This window comes from Leifsonia sp. P73 (genome assembly GCF_051059105.1).
Taxonomy (GTDB): Bacteria; Actinomycetota; Actinomycetes; order Actinomycetales; family Microbacteriaceae; genus Leifsonia.
Genome location: NZ_CP194931.1, coordinates 3,339,598 through 3,363,655 on the forward strand (window position 1 = coordinate 3,339,598; position 24,058 = coordinate 3,363,655).

Genomic DNA, 24,058 nt, shown 5'->3' on the forward strand with positions numbered 1-24,058 from the left:
CATCCTCCGGTAATGTCTTTCCTGTAACCGGAGGCACCCTCCGAACGGAGCCTCCCTCCAATTGTAACTCCTCTTCCCCAGAGATTCACCCGGTCGACCACACGTCGGCCTCCTTCGAGAAACGGAAAGACCGTACCTATGTCTCGATCCCGCCCGTCCGCCACCTTCGCCGTCCTGGCGTTGAGCGTGGCCTCCTTCGCGACGCTCCAGTCGCTCGTCGTCCCCGTCCTGCCGGTCATCCAGCAGGACCTCCACACCACCACCGCCGGCGTCACCTGGACCATGACCGCGTGGCTGATCGCCGCCGCCGTCGCCACGCCCCTGCTCGGGCGCGTCGGCGACCTGGTCGGCAAGCGCCGCATCTTCGTGCTCGCGCTGCTCGCCGTGGCGCTCGGCAGCGTGATCGCCGCCGTCGCGCCCTCCATCGGGGTGCTTATCGCCGGCCGCGTCGTCCAGGGTCTCGGCGGGGCGATGTTCCCGCTCGCGTTCGGCATCATCCGGGACGAGTTCCCGGCGCACCGCCTCCCGTCCGCCATCGGCGCGATCGCCTCGATCATCGCGATCGGCAGCGGCCTCGGCACCGTGCTGGCCGGTCCGCTCGCCGCGGCCCTGAGCTGGCGCGGTCTGTTCCTCGTGCCGGTCGCCCTCACCGTGACCGCCGCGGTGCTCGCCCTGGTGATCGTCCCCGAGTCGCCCACCCGCGCGACCGGAGGCGTCAACCCGTGGGCTGCGGTCCTGCTTTCGGGATGGCTGATCGCCCTCCTGCTGCCGCTCAGCACGGGCGCGCAGTGGGGCTGGTCGTCGCCGGTCGTGATCGGCCTGTTCGCGCTCGCCGCCGTCCTGCTCGCCGCCTGGGTGGCCGTGGAGCTGCGCTCCCGGCACCCGCTGGTGGACATGCGGCTCATGCGCGAGCCGGGCGTCTGGTCGATGAACGCCGCCGCGGTCTTCATCGGAGCCGCGATGTTCGCGGTGTTCGCCTTCTTCCCGCGCTTCGTGCAGACCCCGGTCTCCACCGGGTACGGCCTGGGCGCGACGGTCGCGGAGTCCGGGCTGCTGATGCTGCCCATGCTCGTGACGATGGCCGTGACCGGTTTCCTGAGCGGACCGCTGGAGCGCTGGCTCGGCTTCCGCACCCAGATCGTGATCGCGGCGACCGTCATGGCCGCGGCGAGCCTGTCGCTGGCCTTCCTGCACGGCTCGCTGCTCGCCGTCGCCACCGCGTCCGGGGTGTTCGGCGTCGGCCTCGGACTCATCTACGCCGCGATCACGAGCGTGGTCGTGCAGAGCGTGCCGGCCACGCAGACGGGCGTGGCGAGCGGGATGAACGCCAACCTCCGCACGGTCGGCTCCGCCATCGGCGCCGCCGTGATGACGGCGCTCGTCACCGGGACCCTCGGCGCCGGCGGCCTCCCGGCCGAGACCGGCTACACGGAAGGGTTCGCGACGGCGGGCGTGCTGGCGTTCGGCGCGGCCGTGGTGACGGTGGCGGCGGCGTTCGTGATCCGGTCGCGGACGGCGCAGCGCGCGGAAGCGCCGGCCGCGGCCGGGCTGCCCGGGGCAGAGCTGGCCGCGGGCCGCGTCGCGGAGCCGCTCCGCGCCGCCGCTGCGTCCTCCGCCGAGGCGGCCGAGATGGCGCGCCTGGTGGAGAAGGTGGAGGCCGACCTCCCGGCCGAGGCCACCGTCTCGGCGGCCTAGGCCCCGTCGGTAACGGAGGAGATCCACCCGCCGCGACCTCGAGAACGCAGCTAACGGAGGAGAGTCCGCGGCACCGGGCCCCGGTCTCCTCCGTTACCGCCGCTGTCGGCGGCGCGCGGTAGCGTCGCGGCGTGACCGAGTGCGCGCTGTGCGGGGCGCCCGCCCATCCCGGGGCGCCGCTCCCGCTGTGCCTCGCGCACCTCCTGGAGGCGCACGAGTGGGTGGAGGGCGAGTTCGGCCAGACCGACCTGCTGCCGTCGCCGTGCACGTTCTGCGGCTCCCGGCTCGGTGTGCGATACCCGTCCGGCTGGCTGTGCGCGGTCTGCGAGTGGCGCGTGGGTGAGACGGCGCCGGAGGGCGCGGCCGCCTCGCGAGTGGACGTCGTCTACTACCTGCGCTACCGCGACCGCATCAAGATCGGCACCACGGCGAACCCGGCGCAGCGGTTCGCGAGCCTCCCGCACGACGAGGTGCTCGCCTTCGAGCGCGGCGACCGCACCCTGGAGCATCGGCGGCATGTCGAGTTCGCCGCGCTGCGCATCCCCGGGACGGAGTGGTTCGAGACGGATGACGGGCTCCTCGCGCACGTCGCGGCGCTGCAGGGCGAGGACCCGTGGCTGCTGCTCGCACGCTGGCGCAGCGAGGCGGCGGCGCGGCACTGACGGAGGAGATCAACTCCGGCAGACCGCCCGAGCGCAGCGAACGGAGGAGACCGAGGCTCAGCAGTGCGAGAACTCCTCCAGTGGCCACTCCGCGGCCGCCGGAGGACTGCGGCCTCAGTGCGCAGTCCCCGCCAGCACCTCCCGCTGCCGCGCCCGGCCGGGTTGGTCGTAGTACTTCGCCCACCACCCGTCCGTCGGGTCGAGCCCGACCGCGGCCTCCACCCCGCTCTGCGGGCCCGGCGTCGGATCGTGCGGCGCGAGGGACAGCGAGTACCGGAATCGGTAGTGGTCGAACAGCCGCATGAACTCGGTGAAGTAGAGCTCGGCGACGGCCGCGTCCCCGCGGAGGACGAGCATGTTCTCGTCGTTGCCCGTGGTGGAGGCCACGCTGAAGTTCGCCGAGCCCGTCACCACGACCGGGTCGTCGCCGAGCGGGTCGATCAGCAGGTACTTGCTGTGCACGTACTCCACGTTGTTGGAGAAGGGGTTCTGCAACTCCGGAGCGAATCCCGCCAGCGCGCCGGCGGGCAGAAACGCCCCGGCGACGATCGTCGTGCTGGGGTCGGTGACCACCGCGCTCGCCTTCGCGGCGGCCTTCGGGTCCTCGAACAGCAGGTAGCGGAGGGCGTCGTGGGCGCCCGGCAGCGCGTCGCCGAACCGGGAGTCGAGCGTGAAGGGGAACGTCCCGCACGCGATCGTCGCCGCCCCGTCGAACAGGGCCGCATAACGATCGAGGGCGGTGCTGCGGGTGTGCGGGCTGAACACCACGGACACACCCGCCGGCCACGGGTCGGGCAGCGCGTCGTTGGCGTCCACCCAGTCGTTCAGCGTGCTGTACGGCGGATCGTCCAGCAGCTGCGTCCAGTAGGCGAGGTAGGCGGCGGCGATCCCCGGATCGTCGATGGAGTGCCCGACGTTGGACTGCCCGAACACCCCGTTGGTCGTGATGTTGGTCGAGCCGGTCCACACCGCGACGGGCGCTCCGTCGTGCGACGCGACGACGAACTTGTTGTGCGGGATCTTGGCGTTGGCGCGCCAGAGCTTCACCAGGCCGTCGATGCCCGCCGCGCTGACGGCGTCGTGGTTCTTGGGGTTGCCGTCGTCGACGATCAGGTTCACGGAGGCGCCCGCCTGGTCCGCGACGCCGAACGCCTGCAGCACCGCGGGCAGCTGGAACTCGTAGAAGCTGCCGTGCAACTCCCAGCCCGCGTCCTGCGCCCGGCCGATGAACGCGAGGATGGCCTCCTGCAGCCCGCGCGAGAGCCACTTCCATGCGGCGTCGCCCGGGACGTCGGCGGGCAGGCGGTTCTGGAACCGCTCCGCGTACGCCTGCGACGAGATGACCCCGCGGTTGAACCACACCCCTGCTGCGCGGGCTGCCCGGTCGAGACGGCCAGCGTGACGGAGTCCGCGGAGGTCAGCGGCTGCCCCGCCGTGCCCGTCATGCTGTGCACGATGTACGTGTAGTCGTGGCCCTCCTTCGCCGTGTAGTCGCCCCAGAGGAAGGTCTGCAGCGGGTTGACGTCGCTCGTCCAGGTCCCGGCGGGGGCGCCGGTGAAGCGGAGCCGGTTCGGGAGCCAGCGGTGCTCGCCCTCGGTGTGGTCGAGCCGCTCGATGCCGAAGCCGTGGACGCCCGGCATCGCCGCCTGGTCGTGGTCGATCCCGATCAGCACGACGTCGTTGCCGGCGATCGCCTGAGCCGACAGCGCGCCGCTGGTTCCGGTCGTCCTCATCGCGTCCTCCGTTCGCGAGGCGGGGATGTCAGCTGGAGCCTACGAGCCCGGCCGATACCGGTGCCACCCCCTGTCGCGCCAGCTTCCATGACGGGGTGTTTCACCCGCGAAACACGGAGTCACGCCGGCTCGACCGCGCTTGCGGTTCGCCCGCATCCTGGGCGACATCCCGTCCCGCACCCGTAACCCAGGAGTCCACATGCGTTCCCGTTCCCTCCGCACCCTCGCCGGCGCCGCCGTCGCGCTCACCGGAGTGCTGGCGCTCGCCGCGTGCGCCGGCGCCTCCGACGCCGCGACCGGCGGCCAGAAGGTCGACGGCGGCACCATCGTCTACGCCCACCAGCAGGAGCCCGCCTGCGTGTTCGGCGGCTGGATCGAGCAGGCCTACCTCTCCTACCAGGTGCTCGACAACCTCACCTCGCTCGACGAGAACCACAAGGTCGTGCCGTGGCTCGCCACCGCGTGGAAGCAGTCCAGCGACGGCCTCACCTGGACCTTCACCCTGAAGAGAGGGGTGAAGTTCACGGATGGCACTCCGCTCACCGCGGCGGCCGTCGCCTACAACTTCGACTACTGGGTGAACGGCGGCAACAGCACCGCCAAAGTCTGGCTGGACGGCTACTACAAGGACGCCAAGGCGATCGACGACCAGACCCTCCAGATCGACCTGTCGCACCCGTACCCGCGCCTGGCCGACAACCTCACGCAGGGGTACTTCGGCATCCAGTCGCAGCACGCGCTCCAGACCCGCACCAAGGAGCAGAACTGCGAGGCCCCGATCGGCTCCGGCGCGTTCACCGTCGACAAGTGGAACCGCGGCCAGGACATCATCCTGAAGAAGAACAAGGCGTACACCTCCCCGCCCGCGAACGCGAAGCACACCGGCCCGGCCTACGTCGACACGATCGACTGGAAGTTCGTCGCCGACCCGACCACCCGCGTCGCCGCGCTGCAGGGCGGCCAGGTGGACGCGATCTACGACGTCCCCTCCGTGCAGTGGAGCGTGCTGAAGGCCGGCGGCTACCAGCTCGAGAAGTTCGTGACCCCCGGCCGGCCGCAGCAGATCTCGTTCAACACCGCGAAGGGACCGTTCACCGACGAGCAGGTGCGTCAGGCGTTCGCGTACAGCCTCGGCCGTCCGCAGATCGTGAACACGATCGGCCGCGGAGTCATCCCGTCCGAGGGTAATGGCGGCGTCAGTCAGGCGACGCCGGGTTACAGCACCAAGGCCGCGAACTGGTACACGCAGGACGTGAAGAAGGCGGACGCCCTCCTCGACGCCGCGGGCTGGAGCCAGAAGAACTCCGACGGCGTGCGGGTGAAGAACGGTCAGCCGCTGACCGTGCGGCTGCCCTACGGCGCCGGCTCGATCATCAACGCCGACGGCGCCGCCATCCTGCAGGGGGTGAAGGAGCAGGCGAGCAAGGTCGGCTTCGACGTGAAGCTCATCCCCGTGCCGCAGAGCGAGTTCTTCTCCGGCAAGTACTCCGGGCTGGACGCCTACGACCTCCAGGCCGGCTACTGGACGAGCGTCACGGCGGGCATCCTCTACATCAACTGGAGGCCCTCCACCGCCGACCACCCGAACTACAGCAACAGCAGCTTCACCAACGACCCGGTGCTCGCGCAGTACATCCTCGACGGCAACTCGGCGCCGACCGTCGAGCAGCAGAACGCCGACTACCAGAAGGCGCAGGACTACATCGCGCAGCACGCGCTGTCCATCGGCGTCTACGACCGGCTGAGCACGCTCGCCGTCTCGCCCAAGCTCCACGACGTCTGGCAGGAGCACGCACAGGGAGGACCGACGTTCTATGACGCGTATCTCACCAAGTGAGCCGGTGCTCGCAGACGCGGAGGCCGCACCCGGCGGCGCGGCGGTCATCACGACCGTCCGCCCCCGGCGCGGCCGGGCCGTCGCCTTCACCCTCCTGAGGAAAGCCGGCGCGGCCGTCGTGGTCCTCTGGGGCGCGGCGACGGTGGCGTTCTTCGCCCAGCTCGCCCTCCCCGGCGACCGGGCGACGACCATCCTCAACATCCGCGCCGGACAGGTGCAGCTGCGCACCCCGGCCGAGCTGGAGCAGATCCGCGCCCAGTACGGCCTCACCCGCCCGGTCATCCTCCAGTACCTCGACTACCTGCGCGGGCTGGTCGCCGGTGACTTCGGGACGTCGTACCAGCAGTATCGCCCGGTCACCGCGATCATCGGCGAACAGCTCGGCAGCACCGTCACCCTCTCGCTGACGGCGATCGCCCTGGCCTGGGTGATCATGGTCGTCTGGGTCACCCTCACCGCCGGACGCGGTTCGCGGATCGGCGCGCTCGGCTCGACCGTGGACGTCGTCACCGCCGGCCTCCCGGCCTACTGGCTGGGCATCATCCTGCTGCTGGTGTTCGGCCTCGGCCTGCGCTGGTTCCCGATCATCAGCGGCTCGTCGCCGAACGGGATCGTGCTGCCGGCGCTGACGCTCGCCATCCCACTGGCCGGGTTCATGGCGCAGAGCGTCCGCACCGAGTTCGAGCGCTCGCTCGACCAGCCCTTCGTGCTCTCGGCGCGGATGCGCGGGATGGGGGAGTGGGGCATCCGGCTGCGGCACGTCCTCCGGCACGCCGTCATCCCCGCGGTCACCCTCTCGGGCTGGGCGCTCGGCGCGACGCTCTCGGGTGCGGTGATCGTGGAGTCGATCTTCTCGCGGCCCGGCATCGGCTCCGTGCTGGTCACTGCGGTCAACTCCCAGGACCTGCCGGTCGTCACCGGCATCGTCACCCTCGTCGCCGTGGTCTACGTGGCGGCGAACCTCATCGTGGACGTCGTCTACACGGTGATCGACCCCCGATTGGAGCTGTCATGACCTCCGTCGTCTCACCCTCGAAGCAGCGTGCCGCACGGTCGACCGCGACGCGCCTCACCCGCGCGCCGTGGGGCCTCTACTTCGCGGTAGCCTTCGCCGCACTGCTGCTCGTCTCCGTCCTCGCCCCGCAACTCCTCACCACTCACCTGCCCACCGCCGTCGACTACTCCGCAGCCCTCCAGCCGCCGAGCTGGGCTCACCCGTTCGGCACGGATGAATCCGGACGTGACCTCTACACGCGCATCGTGTGGGGCGCCCGCGACTCCCTCACCATCGGGGTGGGCGCCGCGGCCGTGAGCATCGGACTGGCGCTGATCCTCGGCACGCTCGCGGCGTTGGGAGTCAAGCCGGTCGCCGTCGTGATCGACCGGCTCGTGGAGATCCTGTTCGCGTTCCCCGCGCTGCTGCTCGCGCTGCTGCTCATCGCGATCGCCGGCCCGAGCGCGGCCACACAGGTCTTGGCCGTCGGCGTCGGCACGGCGCCGGGTTACGCCCGGATGATCCGCGGCCAGATCCTCGGCGCGCGGAACTCGGCGTACGTGGAGGCCGCGACCGCGCTCGGGCACTCGCGCTGGCGGATCGTGCGCGCGCACATCCTCCCGAACGCGCTGCGCCCGCTGATCGCGGTGTTCGCGCTGTCGATCGGGCAGTCGATCGTGTGGGCGTCGAGCCTGTCGTTCCTCGGGCTGGGCGTCGCCCCGCCCGCGTCCGAGTGGGGCGCGCTGCTCGACGCGGGCCGCGCCTACCTCACCACGGCCTGGTGGCTGGTCGTCATCCCGGGCCTCGTCATCGTCGCGGTCGCGCTGGCCGCGACCACCATCGGGCGGCACATCCAGGCGCGCCTGGAGAAAGGGGAACGATCGTGAGCATCGCCGAGCAGAGCACCACCGCTGACCGTCCCACCACCGACGTCGACACCACAGGCGATTTCGCCGGCGTGGATTGGCCCGCCGCACGCCTCCGCGTCCGCAACCTCCGCACCGGTTTCACCGTGGACGGCATCCACCGGCCCATCGTCGCGGGCGTCTCCTTCGACCTCCTCCCCGGCCAGTGCGTCGCGATCGTCGGCGAGTCCGGCTCCGGCAAGTCCGTCACCGCGCGCAGCCTGGTCGGGCTCGCCGGACGCAACGCCACCGTGGAGGCCGACCTGCTCGAGCTTCACCACGAGGACGCCCGCGCTTTCACCCCGCGGCAGTGGCGTCGCGTCCGCGGCCGGGACGTCGGCTTCGTCCTGCAGGACGCCCTCGTCTCCCTCGACCCGCTGCGTCCGGTCGGCGCGGAGATCGCCGAGGCTCTGCGGCTGCACGGCTGGGGGAACCGCGCCGCACGGAAGGCCCGCGTGCGGGAGCTCCTGGAGCGCGTCGGCGTCCCGAACCCCGCCGTCCGTGCGCGGCAGCGTCCCGACCAGCTCTCCGGCGGCCTCCGGCAGCGCGCGCTCATCGCCTCCGCGATCGCGCTCGACCCGGACATCGTGATCGCCGACGAGCCGACCACAGCGCTGGACGTCACCGTGCAGGCCCAGGTGCTCGCCCAGCTGGAGGCCAGGAAGGAACGCGGCGCCTCCCTCATCCTGATCAGCCACGACCTGTCCGTCGTCGCCCGCCTGGCCGACCACCTCCTCGTCATGCGCGGCGGCGACGTGCTGGAGCAGGGGCCGGCCGAGCAGGTGCTCGCCGCGCCAGAGCACGCGTACACCCGCGCGCTCATCGCCGCGGTCCCCGGCGAAGCGACCCGAGGACGCGCGCTCACCCCCGGCTCACCCGCTCCGTCACCCCGGCCGCCCCTCGGCGAACCGGTGCTGGAGGCGCGCGGGCTGGTCAAGCGCTTCCACACCTCCGACGGCACCGTCACCCGGGCGGTCGACGGCGTCTCCTTCACCCTCCGCGCCGGCGAGACGCTCGGCATCGTGGGGGAGTCCGGATCCGGCAAGAGCACGACCGCCAAGCTCGCGCTCGGTCTCGAACAGCTCGACGGCGGCGACGTGCGCCTCCTCGGCCAGGAGTGGTCGGCGCTGCCCGAGTCGCGCCGTCGCGCCCTGCGCCGCCGCATCTCGGTCGTCTACCAGGACCCGCTGAGCTCGTTCGACCCGCGCTGGACCGTGGAGCGCATCCTGCTCGACGCCCTCCGCTCGGAGAGCTTCACCGACCCAGCCGCACGTGACGCCCGCGTGCACGAGCTGCTCGGCCAGGTCGGCCTGGGCGTGGAGGTGCTTCCGCGCTTCCCGCTCCGCCTCTCCGGCGGCCAGCGCCAGCGCGTCGCCATCGCGCGCGCCCTCGCCCCGCGGCCCGACGTGATCGTGCTCGACGAGGCCGTCTCGGCGCTGGACGTCACCATTCAGGCGCAGATCCTCGACCTCCTCGTCGCGCTGCAGCGGGAGTCCGGCGTCGCCTACCTCTTCATCTCGCACGACCTCGGCGTCATCAGCCACCTGAGCGACCGGGTGCTCGTGATGAAGGACGGCCGGGTCGTGGAGGAGGGGACGGCCGAGGACGTCTTCGAGCGCCCGCAGCAGCCGTACACTCGTGACCTGATCGCCGCGGTCCCGGAGTTCGCCCCGGCCGGCGTCACCCGCAGCAACCCGGAAGGCGTCGCATGACCACCGAACCCAAGCAGCTCTTCGTCAACCTGTTCGAGATGGCGTGCGTGAGCCACATCACGCACGGCCTGTGGCCGCTGCCGGGCAACAACCGCGAGCGCTTCGCCGACCTCGACTACTGGCTGGAGCTCGCGCAGCTGCTGGAGCACGGCGGCTTCGACGGGATCTTCCTCGCCGACGTGATCGGCGCGTACGACGTCTTCCGCGGCGGCCCCGAGACCGCGCTGCGGGAGGGCCTGCAGAGCCCGAACCTCGACCCGCTGCTGCTCGTCCCGGCGATGGCGGCCGTCACCGACCGGCTCGGCTTCGGCGTGACGTTCTCGACCACGTACGAGCCGCCGTTCGCCTTCGCCCGCCGGATGTCGACCCTCGACCACCTCACCAAGGGCCGGATCGGGTGGAACATCGTGACCTCCTACCTCCCGAACGCCGCCCGCAACTTCGGGCTGGACGACGAGGTGCCGCACGACGAGCGCTACCGCCGCGCGGAGGAGTACCTGGACGTGCTCTACAAGCTCTGGGAGGGCTCCTGGGACGACGACGCCGTCATCGCCGACCGCGCGGCCGGCGTGTTCACCGACCCGTCGAAGGTGCGGTACATCGACCACGTCGGCGAGCGGCACCGGGTGGCGGGCCCGCACATCGTGCACCCGTCGCCGCAGCGCACGCCGGTGCTGTTCCAGGCGACCGGTTCGCCGGCGGGGATCGAGTTCGCCGGCCGGCACGCGGAGGTCGTCTTCACCGGCGGCCGCACGAGCGACGAGTTCCGCCGCAACGCCGACGGGATGCGCGACGCCGCCGAGCGCCACGACCGGCAGCGCGACGACGTGAAGTTCATCGCGATGGCGGGCGTGATCGTCGGCCGCACGATCGAGGAGGCCGAGGACAAGTGGAGGCTGTACCAGCAGCACTCCAGCCTCGACGGCATCCTCGCCCACAGCAGCCTCCCCGTGGATCTGACGGCCTTCCCGCGCGACATCACCGTGCGGGAGGCGCTGGCGCGGGCAGAGTTCCCGGCCGAGCGGGTGCCCTTCCTCCCGCTGGATCGCACGGTGGGCCAGGCCCTGGACTTCATCAAGAACGGCCGCGACGACCGCTTCCTGGTGGTCGGCGACCCGAAGACGGTGGCGGACGAAATCGAGCGCTGGCTGGACGAGGACGGCCTCGACGGCATCAACCTCCGCCAGTACCACTCGTTCGAGACGGCCCGCGACTTCGCCGAGCTCGTCATCCCGGAGCTGCGCCGCCGGGGCCGGCTGCCGCAGGAGGGGGAGCGGTCGGGAACCCTGCGGGAGCGGCTGTTCGGGGACGGCCGCAACCGGCTGCCGGAGCGGCACCCTGCGACGCGGTACCGGGGCGGGGCGAACCTGCGGGAGGAGGAGGCGGCCGCGACGCGCTGACCGCGCTGACCCGCGCAGGCTCGTTGAGGGGCACGTAAACGCCCTTAAATGTCACTTTTAGGGGCGACAACGTGCCCCTCGGCGTGGCTGCCATCAGTCGGCGTCACACCGCCCCGCGAACCTCCGCACCCGCCCGGAACCCCAGGAACGCGAGGTACACACCCAGGAACCCCTCCCACACGATCTCCGGCAGCGTCGCCACCGCCGACACCGGCGACCCCTGGCTCCACAGCCCGAACAGCACGCCGATCCCGGACAGCGCGACGAGCGACCCGCCGACCATCCCGACCACTGCCATCGGCCGCGGCACCAGCCCGGTGCGAAGCAGCAGCCAGCCGAGGAGGACGCCGTTGCCGAGCCCCGCGACGAAGCCGGGGCCGAGGAGGAACGTCCAGTTCCGTAGCGCGACCAACGTCTGCGCGGACGCGGTCAACGCGCCCGGGTCTCCGAACGACGCCGCGTGCTGGCGGAGGGTCACGACGGTGAGCAGGCACAGCATCCCGACCGCGATGAACACGCACTCCATCACCCGGGCGACGACGTAGCCGAGTGCGAGGCCCTCGGCGCGGCGGCGGAGGACGGGGAAGAGCGCGAGCGCGGTGCCGAGGTTGGCGGCGATGAGCACCGCCTCGCAGAGGATGCCGGACAGCACGCGCACGTCGGCGCCGGCGCCGAGCACGTAGTGCGGGTCGTCCAGCACCGGCGCGTAGAGCAGGACGCCGGCGATGGCGGACACGAAGGTGACGAGGAAGAGCACGCCCGCGGTGAGCGAGCGTCGCCGGTCGGCGGCGGAATCCGCTGCGACGACGGGTGTCGATGTGGTTGTCATGGTGGCCTCGGATCGGGTGGAAGTGACCTAGGATGATAGGTGTACGGTGTACACCACGAACGATAGGTGTACGGCGTACACCTTGTCAATACCCGTCGACCGAGGAGCCGCCGATGCCGCAACCACCGCGCCCGCGCCTCACCAGCGACACCGTGCTGGCCAGCGCTCTCGCCCGCGCCGACGCCGCCGGCCTCGATGCCCTGTCGATGCGCGCCCTCGCCGCCGAGCTCGGCGTCGTCCCGATGGCTCTCTACAAGCACGTCGCCAACAAGGACGAGCTGATCGACGGGATGGTCGACCTGGTCTGGGCGGAGGTCGAGCCACCGGCGATTCGTGGCGTCGCCGCCGAGGCCGGGAGCACCGCAGCCCCCACCGTCCCATGGCACGCCGCCATGCGCGCCCGGGCCGTCTCGCTCCGGGAAGCGCTGCGCCGCCACCCCTGGGCCGTCGGCCTGATGGAGTCGCGCATGCGTCCTGGCCTTGCCAACCTCGCCGCGCACAACGCGATGATGGGCTGCCTCCGGGAGGCGGGGTTCTCGTTCCGCGCGACCGTGCACGCCACCTCGGTGCTCGACGCCTACGTCTACGGCTTCGCCCTGCAGGAGAAGACCCTCCCGTTCGACACCCCGGAGGAGTCGGGGGAGGCCGCCGCCGCGAAAGGCGAGACCGTGCCGCCGGAGGTCGCCCTCCGCTTCCCGTACCTCCTGGAGGTCGTGGCCGAGCTGACCCGGGAGGGCTACGACTACGACGAGGAGTTCGCCACCGGCCTCGACCTCATCCTCGAGGGCATCGAACGGCTCCAGCCCTGATCGACACCCCTCAGTCGAGGTGGTCGAGGTAGCGGAGGATGATCCCCTCGCGCAGCGCCCACGGGCAGACCTCGAGCACCGGGACGTCGAACGCGCGCATCGCCTCCCGCAGCACCACCCCGCCCGCGACGATCTGGAAGGTCCGGTCCGCCGTGATCCCCGGCAGCGCGGTGCGGGCGTCGGCCGTGAGCTGCGCCAGGCGCGGCACCCAGTCCGCGAGCTCCGAGCGGCGCAGGAGGCTGCGCTCGGTCCCGCCGGGGCCGCTCGCGGTCGAACCGGCCAGCCGGGCGAGCGAGCGGATGGTCTTGGAGGTGCCGATCACGTGCGCGGACCCACGGTCGGTGAAGCGCCCGACCGCGTCGGCGAGCGTGGCCCTGGCGTGGTCGCGGAGGGCGGTGACCTGGTCGGCGGTCGGCGGGTCCTGGTGCAGGAAGCCGATGGTGCTGCGGCCCGCGCCCAGCGGCAGCGAGACGGCGGTGTCGGGGTACTCGTCGACGCCCTCGGCGATCTCGAGCGAGCCGCCGCCGATGTCCATCAGGAGGATGGAGCCGGCCGACCACCCCGACCAGCGGCGCACGGCGAGGAACGTCAGCCGCGCCTCGTCCTCGCCGGAGAGCACCTGGAGGTCGACGCCCGTCTCGTCCAGGATGCGGGCCAGGATCGCGGGGCCGTTGGCGGCCTCCCGGATCGCCGAGGTCGCGAACGGCAGCAGCTCCTCGATGCCCTCGGCGCGGCCGACCTCCACCGCCGACCGGATCGCCTCCAGGATCGCCGTCTCGCCCTCGGCGCTGATCGAGCCGTCCTCGGTGATGTAGCGCATGAGCCGCAGCACGGACTTGTGCGTGGCCGCCGGGAGGGGGCGGGCGCCCGGGTGCGCGTCGACGACGAGCAGGTGGACGGTGTTCGATCCCACATCGAGGACTCCGAGTCGCATAGTCAGACAGTAGTGGGCAGACAGGCCGGTCGCGACACGCGCCTCCGGGGTGCGAAACGCGGCTCCGGGAGGGCGACACGCCGTGTCGATGTACCCAGTTCGGAGGTGGGTCTGTCGGTGGTCCCGCGTATTCTCGGGGGTATCGGAAGAGGTCCCGAAAAAATCGTCCAAACACTACATGTAGTGGAATGACAATCGTGTCATTCGGGTTATATAGTGGGTAAACACCGCGAGACACGCGAGTGACAAGATTTCTGGGGAGGCCATCATGGACTACGAAAACGACACTGTCGGCGGCTATGCGGTTCCGGTCGACCCGATGGACCTGCTGCAGTGCGACAGCTGCCAGTAGTCCGCTGACGACAGCTTCGAGGACCCCGGCGCCGAGTGCGCCGGGGTCCTCCTTTGCGAGGGGGCGCGGGGCGCTTGCGTAGAATCGTCGGGTGCCAGTGAATCCAGAGCTCGTGGGCCGCAGTTTCCCGCCCACCCCTCCGTATCTCGTCGGCCGTGAGAAGGTGCGCGAGTTCGCCGCCGCCGTGCTCGCGACGGATCCGATCAGCTTCGACGTGGCGGCAGCGCAGGCCGCGGGCCACGCCGACCTCGTCGCGCCGCCCACCTTCCCGGTCGTGGTGCAGCAGCTCACGCTCGACCAGCTCCTCGCCGACCCGGAGGCGGGCATCGACTTCAGCCGCGTCGTCCACGGCGACCAGCGGTTCACCTTCTCGCGCCCGGTGATCGCGGGCGATGAGCTGACGGCGACGCTGACCGTCACCGCGGTCAAGTCGCTCGGCGCGCACAGCATGGTCACCGCCGAGTCCGTGATCGTGGACGGCGCCGGCGATCACGTCGTCACCTCCGTTTCCACCCTGGTCGTGCGAGGAGACGAGTGATGGCCGCCCCCGATTTCGACGCCCTGACCGTCGGCGACGTCGTCGCCGAGCGCTCGTTCGACCTCAGCCGCGACGCTCTCGTCCGCTACGCGGGCGCCTCCGGTGACTTCAACCCGATCCACTACCGCGACGACGTCGCGACCTCGGTGGGCCTTCCCGGGGTGATCGCCCACGGGATGCTGACGATGGGTCTCGCCGTCCAGCCGGTGGTCGACTGGGCCGGCGACCCGGCGCGTGTCGTGGACTACCAAGTTCGCTTCACCCGCCCGGTGGTCGTGGACCCGGCGGAGGGCGCGAGCGTGCAGGTCACGGCCAAGGTCGGCCAGCTCGACACGGAGGCCCGGGTCGCGCGCATCGACCTCACGACGACCTTCAACTCCGAGACCGTGCTCGGCAAGGCGCAGGTCCGCGTCTCGCTCGCGTGAACGACGAGATGACCCCGAGCGACGGAGTGACCCCCGGCGACGAGTGGACCGGCGACGAGCCGTCCGCGACGCCCCTGTCGGAGCTGACGACCATGCGCGTGGGCGGCATCCCGGAGATGCTGATCGCCCCGGCCGACACCGACGCGCTCGTCGCGGCCGCCCGGGAGGTCTGGGCGTCGGGCGAGGACTGGCTGCTGCTCGGCGGCGGCTCCAACACGGTCGCGAGCGACGAGGGTTTCGAGGGCACGGTGATCCGCGTGGTGACCCGCGGCGTCGAGCGCCTCGATGCGCCGGAGGGCCGCGTGCGCCTGCGGGTGCAGGCCGGCGAGCCCTGGGACGACGTCGTCGCGCTGACCGTCCGCAATGGCTGGTCCGGCATCGAGGCGCTGTCCGGAATCCCCGGATCGACCGGCGCGGCTCCGGTGCAGAACATCGGCGCGTACGGCCAGGAGCTCGAGTCGGCGCTGCTCGGCATCGACTTCCTCGACGCGAGCACCGGGGAGGTCCGGCGCCTGTCGAGCGCGGACCTGGAGCTGGGATATCGCACCTCCGTACTGAAGCGCGGCCTGCTGGGCGTGGTGCTCACGGTGGACTTGGAGCTGGCGGACAACTCGGTCCCCGGCGGCGTCGGCGCGCCGCTCAGCGCCCCGGTCGCCTACGCACAGCTCGCCGACTCGCTCGGCGTGCCGCTCGGGTCGCGCGTGCCGGTTGCCGAGCTCCGCCGCGCCGTGCTCGCGCTGCGCGCCTCGAAGGGGATGGTGCTCGACCCGGCCGACCCGGACTCGGTCAGCGCGGGAAGCTTCTTCACCAACCCGATCGTGTCGGAGTCGTTCGCGCGCGGCCTGCCGGCGAACGCCCCCCGCTGGCCCGTCACGCCTCCGGAGCCGGACGTCGTGATCGGTCTCCCGCCCGGCGGCGTGCACCCGCTGGACATCCCGCCGCTCGCCGACGGCCCGTACGACGTCAAGCTCTCGGCCGCCTGGCTGATCGAGAACGCCGGAATCCGCCGGGGGTTCTCCCTTCCGGGATCGGGCGCCGGCATCTCCTCCAAGCACACGCTCGCGATCGTCAACCGCGGCCACGCGAGCGCGGCGGACATCGGCCAGCTCGCCTCCTTCATCCAGGCCCGGGTCCAGGCGGAGTTCGGGGTGCTGCTGCGCCCGGAGCCGATCCTGGTCGGGCTGACGCTGTGACCGCACGCCGATCACGCCCGTAGCGCCGCCGCGAACGGCAGCACGGCGCCCGCACCTGCCCGGCGCAGCTCGCGCCCGGCCACGGTGACGGTCCACCGGCTGTCGATGAGGTCGTCCACGAGCAGCACCGGCGCACCGCCCGGGAGGTCGAGCCCCGACGCGTCGAACCGGTCCCAGACCCCCGCGAGCCGGTAGGTGCTGTTGCCGCCGGGACCTCCCGACGGGCCGCCGCCGCGGAGCGCGAGGGCGCCGAGGTAGGGGAGCCGCCCGACCTCGGCGAGCCCGCGCGCAAGGCTCTCGGTGAAGCGCGGCCGGCCGCGCGACGGCATGGCGACCACGGCGGCGGGGCGGCTCGCCCAGACCCAGTCGGCGAGCACCTGCACGCACGCTTTCAAGATCTCCGGAGGGCACTCGCCGTCCGGAGCGTCGGCGTCGAGGAGCTGGCGGAGGCGTCCGCCCCAGCCGAGGTCGGTGAGCCGCGCGAGCACTCGTCCGGGCTCGACCTGTTCGCCCGGGCCGATCTTGCCCCGCACGGGCACGCCGAGGCTGTCGGCGCCGGTCGGCCACAGCTTGCGCGGTTCGACGGGGACGCCGACCCTGTCGAGCTCCGCCGCGATCGTCTGCCGCGCGTCCGCGGCCACTCCCGCCGGATACCATTCGCCCGCGCAGCGGTCGCACCGTCCGCACGGGCCCGCGTCGGGATCGTCCAGCTGCCGCTGCAGGAACTCCATGCGGCATCCGGCGCTGGTCTCGTAGTCGAGCATCGCCCGCTGCTCGGCCTCACGCGCCTCCGCGATCCGCTTGTAGCGCTCGCGGTCGTACTCCCACGGCCGGCCCGTCGACACCCAGCCGCCCGGCACCCGTCGCACGGCGCCGTCGACGTCGAGCACCTTGAGCAGCAGCTCAAGGGTGGACGAGCGCAGGTCGACCCTGCTCTCCAGCACCCGCGTGGACTGCACCTGCTCGCTCAGCGCGCCGAGCAGGGCTGTCGCCTTCTCCTCCGTCGGCATGGCCGCCGTCGCGAAGTACCGCCAGATCGCGCGGTCCTCCGGACCGGGCAGCAGCAGGACGTCCGCCGACTCCGTGGCGCGCCCGGCGCGGCCGACCTGCTGGTAGTACGCGACGGGGGAGGACGGCGCTCCGAGGTGCACCACGAATCCCAGGTCGGGCTTGTCGAAGCCCATCCCGAGGGCGCTGGTGGCGATGAGGGCCTTGACCTCGTTGCGTTTCAGCCGCCCTTCCAGCTCCTCCCGCTCGGCCGGATCGGTCTGCCCGGTGTAGGCGGCGACATCGTGGCCGGCCCGGCGCAGCACACGAGCGGTGTCGTCCGCCGCCGACACGGTGAGCGCGTAGACGATCCCGCTGCCGGGGAGGTCGGCGAGATGGCCGGCGAGCCAGGCCAGGCGCGCCGTCGCGTCCTCGAGCGCGAGGACGCCGAGCCGCAGCGACCGGCGGGCCAGCGGCCCCCGGATGGTGCGCACCGTCGCCGCGAGCGCCGCGCCGACGAGCTGTTCCTCGACGTCGGCGACCACCCGCTGATTCGCGGTCGCGGTCGTCGCCAGCACCGGGATGCCCTCCGGCAGCGCGGCGACGAGGTCGCGCAGCCGCCGGTAGTCGGGCCGGAAGTCGTGCCCCCAGTCGGAGATGCAGTGCGCCTCGTCGATGACGAGCAGCCCGCAGCGCTCGACCAGGGCCGGGAGCTGCTGGTCGCGGAAGTCCGGGTTGTTCAGGCGCTCCGGCGACACGAGGAGGACGTCCACGGTGTCGTCGCGCAGGCGGGCGGCCACGTCGTCCCATTCGTGCCGGTTGGCCGAGTTGATCGAGAGCGCACGCACGCCCGCCCTCGCTGCGGCCTCCACCTGATCGCGCATGAGGGCCAGGAGGGGCGAGACGAGGATGGTCGGCCCCGCGCCCTGCTCGCGCAGCAGCATCGTCGCCACGAAGTACACCGCGGACTTGCCCCAGCCGGTGCGCTGGACGACCAGGGCCCTGGCGTGATCGTCGACCAGGGCCGACACCGCCTCGTACTGCCCGTCGTGGAACGCCGCGTCGGGGCGGCCGACGAGCGCCCGGAGGCGGCTCAGGGCTCGATCGCGGGTGGCCTCGGGGACGGTGTCTGTGGTGCTCATGCAGCCATCGTTCCAGACGGTGCCGACGTTACGACCGGTGGGGGAGAATTTGTGGAAAGGTCGCCGGATCGGTGAGCTGTGCAGGACTTTTCTCGCAGCGGCAGCGGACATCCACGTCGGGTGATCGAGGAGATGAAAAGGTGGCGTCGGCCCGGGAAGTCGGCGCGGATCGCTCCCGATCGGCGCCGAACGCGCACCTACAGTTTCAGGGTGTCCACTCGTACCCGCACTCGCGCACAGGCTCCGCTCCGCCCGTTCGAGCTGCGGCTCCGCCTCCCCAACGGCACCTCAGCGGTCGTCGTGATGGACGCGCGCAACGTCGGTGAGGCCCTTGATATGGCCCGCAGGGCGCTCGGCGACGTCCAGGTCATCGAGTCGCGGTGAGCCGTCGTCCGTGACAGCCGACTCCCCGGGCCGCGGCCCGCTCCGCGTGATGCACGTGGTCGACAGCATGGGGCATGGCGGAGCTCAGCAGGTGGTCGTCGACCTGTCCAACTGGCTGGCCCTGGACAAGGGCGTCGCGGTCTCGGTGTTCGGGAGGGGAGGCTCGGCCGTCTCCCGGTTGGCGGCGCCCGTGCGCTTCATCGAGCACGACACGGGCGGGTTCGTCGCGCAGACCAGGCGGCTGCTGCGCGCAGCACGGCAGACCCGGCCGGACGTCCTCCACGCCCATCAGCGCCGTGAGGCACTGCAGTCGCTCATCGTCGGGCGGCTCCTCGGCATCCCGGTGGTGGAGCACGCGCATACGCGGCTGCCGAGCGTGCGGCCGCGCGTCCTGTCGTTCCGCAGCCGCGTCGTCTTCGCGGTCGGTCCCGCCGTCGCCGAGATGGTCGTGGTCGACGCCGGCCGCCCGGCCGCCCGGGTGGTGATCGTCGGAAACGTGCCCGCCCAGCGCGCCGGGGCGCCCGACCCGGTCCCGAACGAGGTCGCCTCGCCGCTGCGCCTGCTCGCGGTCGGCCGGATGGTCGCGCAGAAGGACCCGCTGCGCTTCGTCCGCGTCGTGGCGGAGCTCGCGAGCCGGCGACCCGTGGAGGCGACCTGGGCCGGCGACGGCGAGCTCCGCGACGCCGCACGCGCGTCGGCGGCCGAGCTCAACGCGCCGGTCGACTTCGCCGGCCAGATCGACGATGTCCCCGAGCGACTGGACGCCGCGCACTTCCTGCTGATGACCTCCCGCTGGGAGGGGACGCCCCTCGCGGTGCTGGAGGCCTTCGATCGCCGCCGCCCGGTCGTCGCGACGGCGTCGGCGGCGAACGGTCTCCTGGCCGACGGCCGGGGCTACGAAGTCCCTGACGACGCCACAGACGCGGAGTTCGCGGCCGTCGTCGCGCGGGCGGCGGACGACACCGCGGCCCGCGCCGACGCGGTCGAGAAGGCCAAGCGCTGGGCCGACACCGAGGCGTCCCCCGAGCGCGTCTTCGGCCCGGTGCTGGAGGCGTACCAGCGGCTCAACGGACCGGCCGTCCGCTCGTGAGCCCGCTGCTGCTCTTCGGCGGGGCGGTCGCGATCCTGGCGGTCGTCCTCCTCATGATCGCGGTGCCTCCGCGGCTGATCCGCGGTGTCGCGGTGTCGTTCACGGTGGTGGCCGCGTCGTTCGGGCTGGCGAACTTCGCACCCGACTCCGTGCGTCCGCCCGTCGCGATGGCCACCATCGGCGTCCTGGTGCTCGCCCTGGTCCGCTCGCGCGCCGTCGCGTCCGGGGGTGTCCGGTTCTGGGCGGTGACCGTCTGGTGGGGATTCATCTCGCTGAGCGTGCTGCTCACCGCAAGCTACGGCACGAATCGCGTCGTGCTGTACTTCGGTCTGGCGACGCTGGCGGCGTACGTCGCCTCCTCGCTCGACCGGGCGGAGCTCCGGATGGTCTACGCCACGATCGCCGGTCTGGCCGCGGTCCAGGTCGGCCTGGCGTTCGTTGAGATCCTCGTCCTGCCCGAACCGATCTGGGGATACACGGGCATGATCCGGTACAACCCGTTCACCAACGACATCTACGCCCGTGCCCAGGGCACGTTCGGGCACCCCATCATCTTCGCCGTGTACATCGGGATCGCGATGATCGTCGCGTGGTCGAATCCGGCACGCTGGTCTCAGACGTGGAGGCTGGTCAACCTGACGGTCGCGACCGTCGGCCTCGCGCTCTCGGGGACGCGCAGCGCTGTCGCCGCCGTCGCGGTCGGACTCCTGGTGCACGTCGCTCTGAACCGCTCGCTGATGACCTGGCTGCGTTCCGCGATCGGTGTCGGCGCGGTCGTCATCGTGCTGCTGAACATCGACATCGGAATCGGGACCATCGTCGCCAACCTGCTCGACTCGGGGTCGTGGACGCACCGCCTCGGCGCGCTCGAATCCGTCCGCGCGCTCCTGGGCCGCCCGCCGATGGAGGCGTGGTTCGGGAACGGGTTCGGAAGCGAGGCGATCCTCTATGATCGCGGCCTCATGCAGCAGACCTTCCTCCGTGCGGTCGACAACATGCTCGTCTATGCGCTGGGGACCACGGGAATCGTCGGCCTGAGCGTCCTCCTGGCCGTCTGGACCGTCGCCTTCTGCTTCGCGGACCGGACCATCAAGGCGGTGCTGGCGATGCTGTTCGCGATGTTCTTCTCGTTCGACCTGTTCACCTGGATGAACGCGGGAGTCATCACCAGCCTGATGATCACCCTCCCACGCGCGGACAAGCCCGTCCCGGGCATCGTCGCGCAGGTGCATGACGTGCCCGCGCTGCGAGCCGTCTAGCCCGACACCCCGGCGCTCAGCGACCGGCGCGGAGCTCCTTGCGGGCCGAGCGGCGCGTCGGTGCGTCCTCATCGCCTCTCGGCGCGTCGTCGCCCGCCTGCTTCTCCGCAGCGCCCGCATCGCTCGCCGCGACCTCCACGTTGTCGTTCGACGTGTAGTAGTCGTTGCGGTAGTACCCGTAGTCGTGCGAGTCGATACCGTTCGGCGGGATCTTGTTGAGGACGGCGCCCAGCACCTTGCCGTTGACGCGCGTGACCGAGCGGTACGCCTTCTGGAGCTGCTCGGCGGTGACCTGCTTGGCGCCGACCGTGATCACGACGCCGTCCGCGATGGTGCCCAGGATGGCCGCGTCCGTCACCGAGAGCAGCGGGGGCGCGTCGAGGATCACGGTGGCGACGCCGGACAGTGCGGCGATCAGCTCGCGCATCGTCCGCGAGCCCAGCAGCTCGCTCGGGTTCGGCGGAACGCGGCCGGCGCCGAGCACCCGCAGGTGGCTGCTCGCGGTCGGCGCCTGCAGGGCGTCGCCGAGGGCGACCCGGCCGCTCAGCACATCGGTGAGGCCGACCCCGCCGCGCAGGTTGTACAGGGTGGACTGCATCGGACGGCGCAGGTCGCAGTCGATGATGACGACGTTCGCGTTGCCGGAGGCGATCGCGTCGGCGAGGTTCGCCGTCAGCGTCGACTTGCCCTCACCGGGGATCGAGCTGGTCACCACGATGACCTTCGGCGGGTTGTCGACGTCGATGTAGCTCAGGTTCGTGCGCAGCTCGCGCAGGGACTCGGAGATCGCGAAGAGCTGTGTCGAGTCGGCCGTGCCGTCGTGCTCGACGATCCGTTTGCGGTCGGAGAGCGCCGGACTGGCCGGGACGGTCCCGATCACCGGGGCGTCGAGGAGGCGCTCGATCTGGTCGACCGACCGGATCCGGCGGTCGAAGTGCTGGCGGAGCAGGGCGTAGACCAGCGCGAGGGCGAAGCCCGCGAGCAGCGCGAGCACGAGCGCCGTCTGGATGTTGGGCGACGACGGGAAATACGGCGGGCGCGCGTTCGCCAGGGAGACGAAGGCGATGGGCGGATCGCCCACCGACCCCTCCGGCGACTCCAGCGCCTTCACCTGGTCCGAGAGCGCGGTGGTCCACGCGTTGGCGAGCTTCGCGGCGCCCTCCGGGCTGCTCGCGCTCGCGGTGATCTCGATGATGGCCGTGTCCGCCGGAAGGGTGGCGGTGATCCTCCCGAGCAGGTCGGAGACCGAGCGGTCCGTACCGAGGATCTCCTGCGCGCGCTTGGCCACCGCGTCCGACGTGGCCACACGCACGTACGTCTCGGCACGGGACTTGGCGAGGCTCTCGCCCGCGAAGGTCATCGAGAGGCTCTCACCCGCCGCCGCCTGGGTGAGGCCGGTCGAGGTGGACTGGTAGACGCGGGGCTGCAGCGCGGTGAACCCCGCGACGAGACCGATCGTCGCCAGCACGATGATCGCCTCGCCGAGCCAGTAGCGCCTGATCATCCGCACGAAGTCGCGCAGGTCCCTGCCCTTCGACTGGTTCTCCGTGGTGTCCGTCGGCGAGGTCATCTCACAGCTCCATTCCGGCGTCGGCGGCCTGTTCGTGGTCGGGGTGGGGGAGGGTGGGTTCGAGCAGTCGGAGCCGCAGCAGCTCGTCGATCAGCGCCCGGCAGTCGCCGCGAGCCGACTCCGGGTGGTCGGGATAGGTGTCGAGCACGCGTTCGACGATCGCGTCGTCCGTCGAGTGCCCGTCGAACGACCGCCAGAGCAGGCCAGAGGTTCCGTTGAGGACGAACTGGCGGAAATCGCAGATGTCGGCCACCGCCCAGCGGCCCGCCGTCGTCTCCACCCACACGACGGAGCGGGCATGACGGTGCACGCGGGCGGAGGTTTCATCCTCAACGTCACCCGTCGTGACGGCGCGCCTCACGACCGCCACTCGAGCACCCCCGCGTCGACGAGGACGTCGATCGCGCCGCGCAGAGCGAGGGCGTCGCCCGGCTCTGCGCCGTGGATCGCCCGCAGCCTGTCCAGGAGCTCCTGCTCGGACCGGGCGGCTCCGGCGTCCAGCCACAGCGTCTTCGCGACCCCGGCCAGCACCCGGATCTCGCTTCCGTGAGCGAGGACGAGCACGTCGGCGAGCTCCAGGGCGTCGGAGGGCCGCGTGCGGATCAGGCCGGCCCCGGACCCCTCGTCGCGGTCGCAGTCGACGGCCGAGTATGCGAGCTCCTCGTCGGTCAGCCGCGGTGACGCGGGTGGCCCGGAGGCCGGATCGAGGTCGACCACGTCGGCATAGCTGAGCAGCTCGATCCCGCCGACCTGCCGGATCAGCCCCGCGAGGGCGCCGAGCGGGCTCGGGTGCCGCTCCAGCGCCGAGAGCTGCGGGACGAGCGCCTCCAGGCTCTCGACCACGTCGAGGCGCCGGGACCGCGGCTGCCGCGAACCACCCGCCTCCCGGTTCAGGACGATCACCCGGTCCACCTCGTGCCGGGCATCGGCGACCGGCAGCCCCAGCTCCGACGGAGCGTGCTGCGCTTTGGCCGGGCCGCCCCGCTCGACCGAGAGCGGCTTCGCGTAGGGGAGGACGCTGCCGTCGGCTCGGACGAGGGCCGTCTCATCCGTCAGATAGCTGTGCGGGCCCGCGAGCCGGGTGATGGCAGTGGTCTTCCCCGCCCCGGACGGCCCGACCAGGAGGATCGCGCGGCCGTCGGCGCGGCCGGCCGCTGCCGCGTGGAACAGCAGCCCCTGTCCCGCGTTCAGGTCGATGAGCGCGCGAGTGATCAGGGCGCTGGCCTGGGCAAGGCCGGCGGCGATCGAGTCCGGCGTGTCCGCGGGGGAGTCGAGGACGAGTTCGTGGTCGGTCTCGGCGTTCGGGTCGAGCAGCAGGTGCGCCCATGCGTCCGCGAACACCGGGGCGAGGGTCCCGGCTCCCGCGCCGCTGATCCGGATGCGCACTGCCCGACCGAGGGCGCCGACGACGAAGCCGGCCTCCGCTGCGTGCGGGCCGTACTCGTGCGGTCCGGTCGGGTCGGCGGGCATAGGTCTCCTCGGGCGCATTCGGGTCGGGGCGGAAAGACACCAGTATCGGCGCGGGCGCGGCCGAGGAGTCCCCCGGACGTCCCGGTCGGCGCCGCGGCCGATCGGGTGATGTTTTACCTGAGAAATCAGAGATGAGGT

The 24,058-nt window shown here is 71.8% G+C and carries 22 protein-coding genes; 15 read left to right on the forward strand and 7 right to left on the reverse strand.

Features of this window, described 5'->3' with window-relative positions; all coding sequences use genetic code 11:
* The first annotated feature begins 138 nt into the window (after nucleotides 1–138).
* Both ACQ86L_RS17295 and ACQ86L_RS17300 read left to right on the forward strand, forming a co-directional pair.
* On the forward strand, nucleotides 139–1,695 hold the full coding sequence (locus ACQ86L_RS17295) for an MFS transporter (protein ID WP_434316520.1): 1,557 nt from the start codon (nucleotides 139–141) through the stop codon (nucleotides 1,693–1,695).
* A gap of 131 nt (nucleotides 1,696–1,826) precedes the next feature.
* Nucleotides 1,827–2,357, forward strand: a complete 531-nt coding sequence (locus tag ACQ86L_RS17300; RefSeq protein ID WP_434316521.1) for a GIY-YIG nuclease family protein — start codon at nucleotides 1,827–1,829, stop codon at nucleotides 2,355–2,357.
* 114 nt (nucleotides 2,358–2,471) lie between these two features.
* On the opposite strand, the gene ACQ86L_RS17305 is transcribed toward ACQ86L_RS17300, so the two are convergent.
* Entirely contained in the window at nucleotides 2,472–3,719 is a 1,248-nt protein-coding gene (locus tag ACQ86L_RS17305; protein WP_434316522.1) for a phospholipase D-like domain-containing protein, read from the reverse strand.
* Nucleotides 3,720–3,875: 156 nt separating this feature from the next.
* Here ACQ86L_RS17305 and ACQ86L_RS17310 point away from each other — a divergent pair, with 156 nt between their 5' ends.
* The 6 genes from ACQ86L_RS17310 to ACQ86L_RS17335 all read left to right on the forward strand — a co-directional run bounded on the left by ACQ86L_RS17310 (nucleotide 3,876) and on the right by ACQ86L_RS17335 (nucleotide 10,938).
* Complete coding sequence (locus tag ACQ86L_RS17310) at nucleotides 3,876–4,055, forward strand: hypothetical protein (RefSeq protein ID WP_434316523.1); 180 nt, start codon at nucleotides 3,876–3,878, stop codon at nucleotides 4,053–4,055.
* 234 nt (nucleotides 4,056–4,289) lie between these two features.
* Nucleotides 4,290–5,927 (forward strand): ABC transporter substrate-binding protein, encoded by a 1,638-nt coding sequence (locus ACQ86L_RS17315; protein WP_434316524.1) that lies wholly within the window; start codon nucleotides 4,290–4,292, stop codon nucleotides 5,925–5,927.
* Between the two features lie 4 nt (nucleotides 5,928–5,931).
* The gene (locus ACQ86L_RS17320) at nucleotides 5,932–6,942 is read left to right on the forward strand and encodes an ABC transporter permease (RefSeq protein ID WP_434316525.1); all 1,011 of its coding nucleotides are present in this window, start codon (nucleotides 5,932–5,934) and stop codon (nucleotides 6,940–6,942) included.
* Nucleotides 6,939–7,808: an ABC transporter permease gene (locus ACQ86L_RS17325; RefSeq protein ID WP_434316526.1), complete on the forward strand. Its 870-nt coding sequence runs from the start codon at nucleotides 6,939–6,941 to the stop codon at nucleotides 7,806–7,808. The genes ACQ86L_RS17320 and ACQ86L_RS17325 overlap by 4 nt, the downstream gene beginning before the upstream one ends.
* Entirely contained in the window at nucleotides 7,805–9,538 is a 1,734-nt protein-coding gene (locus ACQ86L_RS17330; RefSeq protein WP_434316527.1) for a dipeptide ABC transporter ATP-binding protein, read from the forward strand. The genes ACQ86L_RS17325 and ACQ86L_RS17330 overlap by 4 nt, the downstream gene beginning before the upstream one ends.
* Nucleotides 9,535–10,938: an LLM class flavin-dependent oxidoreductase gene (locus tag ACQ86L_RS17335; RefSeq protein WP_434316528.1), complete on the forward strand. Its 1,404-nt coding sequence runs from the start codon at nucleotides 9,535–9,537 to the stop codon at nucleotides 10,936–10,938. Before ACQ86L_RS17330 ends, ACQ86L_RS17335 begins: the two co-directional genes overlap by 4 nt.
* 103 nt (nucleotides 10,939–11,041) lie before the next feature.
* Here ACQ86L_RS17335 and ACQ86L_RS17340 read toward each other — a convergent pair whose 3' ends face one another.
* On the reverse strand, nucleotides 11,042–11,767 hold the full coding sequence (locus ACQ86L_RS17340) for a DUF4386 domain-containing protein (RefSeq protein WP_434316529.1): 726 nt from the start codon (nucleotides 11,765–11,767) through the stop codon (nucleotides 11,042–11,044).
* 113 nt (nucleotides 11,768–11,880) lie between these two features.
* Here ACQ86L_RS17340 and ACQ86L_RS17345 point away from each other — a divergent pair, with 113 nt between their 5' ends.
* Nucleotides 11,881–12,576, forward strand: coding sequence for a TetR/AcrR family transcriptional regulator (locus ACQ86L_RS17345; RefSeq protein ID WP_434316530.1), 696 nt, complete (start codon nucleotides 11,881–11,883; stop codon nucleotides 12,574–12,576).
* Nucleotides 12,577–12,586: 10 nt separating this feature from the next.
* On the opposite strand, the gene ACQ86L_RS17350 is transcribed toward ACQ86L_RS17345, so the two are convergent.
* Nucleotides 12,587–13,510 (reverse strand): Ppx/GppA phosphatase family protein, encoded by a 924-nt coding sequence (locus tag ACQ86L_RS17350; protein WP_434316531.1) that lies wholly within the window; start codon nucleotides 13,508–13,510, stop codon nucleotides 12,587–12,589.
* A gap of 443 nt (nucleotides 13,511–13,953) precedes the next feature.
* On the opposite strand from ACQ86L_RS17350, the gene ACQ86L_RS17355 reads away from it, so the two are divergent.
* The 3 genes from ACQ86L_RS17355 to ACQ86L_RS17365 are packed head-to-tail and all read left to right on the forward strand — an operon-like array spanning nucleotide 13,954 to nucleotide 16,018.
* Entirely contained in the window at nucleotides 13,954–14,400 is a 447-nt protein-coding gene (locus ACQ86L_RS17355; protein ID WP_345837138.1) for an FAS1-like dehydratase domain-containing protein, read from the forward strand.
* Nucleotides 14,400–14,825 (forward strand): MaoC family dehydratase, encoded by a 426-nt coding sequence (locus tag ACQ86L_RS17360; protein WP_434316532.1) that lies wholly within the window; start codon nucleotides 14,400–14,402, stop codon nucleotides 14,823–14,825. Before ACQ86L_RS17355 ends, ACQ86L_RS17360 begins: the two co-directional genes overlap by 1 nt.
* 8 nt (nucleotides 14,826–14,833) lie before the next feature.
* Complete coding sequence (locus tag ACQ86L_RS17365; RefSeq protein WP_434318917.1) at nucleotides 14,834–16,018, forward strand: UDP-N-acetylmuramate dehydrogenase; 1,185 nt, start codon at nucleotides 14,834–14,836, stop codon at nucleotides 16,016–16,018.
* An 11-nt stretch (nucleotides 16,019–16,029) separates the two neighbouring features.
* Here ACQ86L_RS17365 and ACQ86L_RS17370 read toward each other — a convergent pair whose 3' ends face one another.
* Nucleotides 16,030–18,147, reverse strand: a complete 2,118-nt coding sequence (locus ACQ86L_RS17370) for a RecQ family ATP-dependent DNA helicase (protein ID WP_434316533.1) — start codon at nucleotides 18,145–18,147, stop codon at nucleotides 16,030–16,032.
* A gap of 210 nt (nucleotides 18,148–18,357) precedes the next feature.
* Between ACQ86L_RS17370 and ACQ86L_RS17375 the strand changes: the two genes are divergently transcribed.
* The 3 genes from ACQ86L_RS17375 to ACQ86L_RS17385 are packed head-to-tail and all read left to right on the forward strand — an operon-like array spanning nucleotide 18,358 to nucleotide 20,880.
* Nucleotides 18,358–18,531, forward strand: a complete 174-nt coding sequence (locus tag ACQ86L_RS17375; RefSeq protein WP_434316534.1) for a hypothetical protein — start codon at nucleotides 18,358–18,360, stop codon at nucleotides 18,529–18,531.
* Between the two features lie 10 nt (nucleotides 18,532–18,541).
* Nucleotides 18,542–19,621: a glycosyltransferase gene (locus ACQ86L_RS17380; protein ID WP_434316535.1), complete on the forward strand. Its 1,080-nt coding sequence runs from the start codon at nucleotides 18,542–18,544 to the stop codon at nucleotides 19,619–19,621.
* On the forward strand, nucleotides 19,618–20,880 hold the full coding sequence (locus ACQ86L_RS17385; protein WP_434316536.1) for an O-antigen ligase family protein: 1,263 nt from the start codon (nucleotides 19,618–19,620) through the stop codon (nucleotides 20,878–20,880). Before ACQ86L_RS17380 ends, ACQ86L_RS17385 begins: the two co-directional genes overlap by 4 nt.
* Nucleotides 20,881–20,896: 16 nt before the next feature.
* On the opposite strand, the gene ACQ86L_RS17390 is transcribed toward ACQ86L_RS17385, so the two are convergent.
* From ACQ86L_RS17390 to ACQ86L_RS17400, 3 genes are read right to left on the reverse strand one after another with little or no spacing between them, the layout of a single operon-like run.
* Complete coding sequence (locus tag ACQ86L_RS17390; RefSeq protein ID WP_434316537.1) at nucleotides 20,897–22,450, reverse strand: polysaccharide biosynthesis tyrosine autokinase; 1,554 nt, start codon at nucleotides 22,448–22,450, stop codon at nucleotides 20,897–20,899.
* Between the two features lies 1 nt (nucleotide 22,451).
* Entirely contained in the window at nucleotides 22,452–22,811 is a 360-nt protein-coding gene (locus ACQ86L_RS17395) for a PqqD family protein (protein ID WP_434316538.1), read from the reverse strand.
* Nucleotides 22,808–23,920, reverse strand: coding sequence for a hypothetical protein (locus ACQ86L_RS17400; RefSeq protein ID WP_434316539.1), 1,113 nt, complete (start codon nucleotides 23,918–23,920; stop codon nucleotides 22,808–22,810). The genes ACQ86L_RS17395 and ACQ86L_RS17400 overlap by 4 nt, the downstream gene beginning before the upstream one ends.
* Between the last annotated feature and the right edge of the window lie 138 nt (nucleotides 23,921–24,058).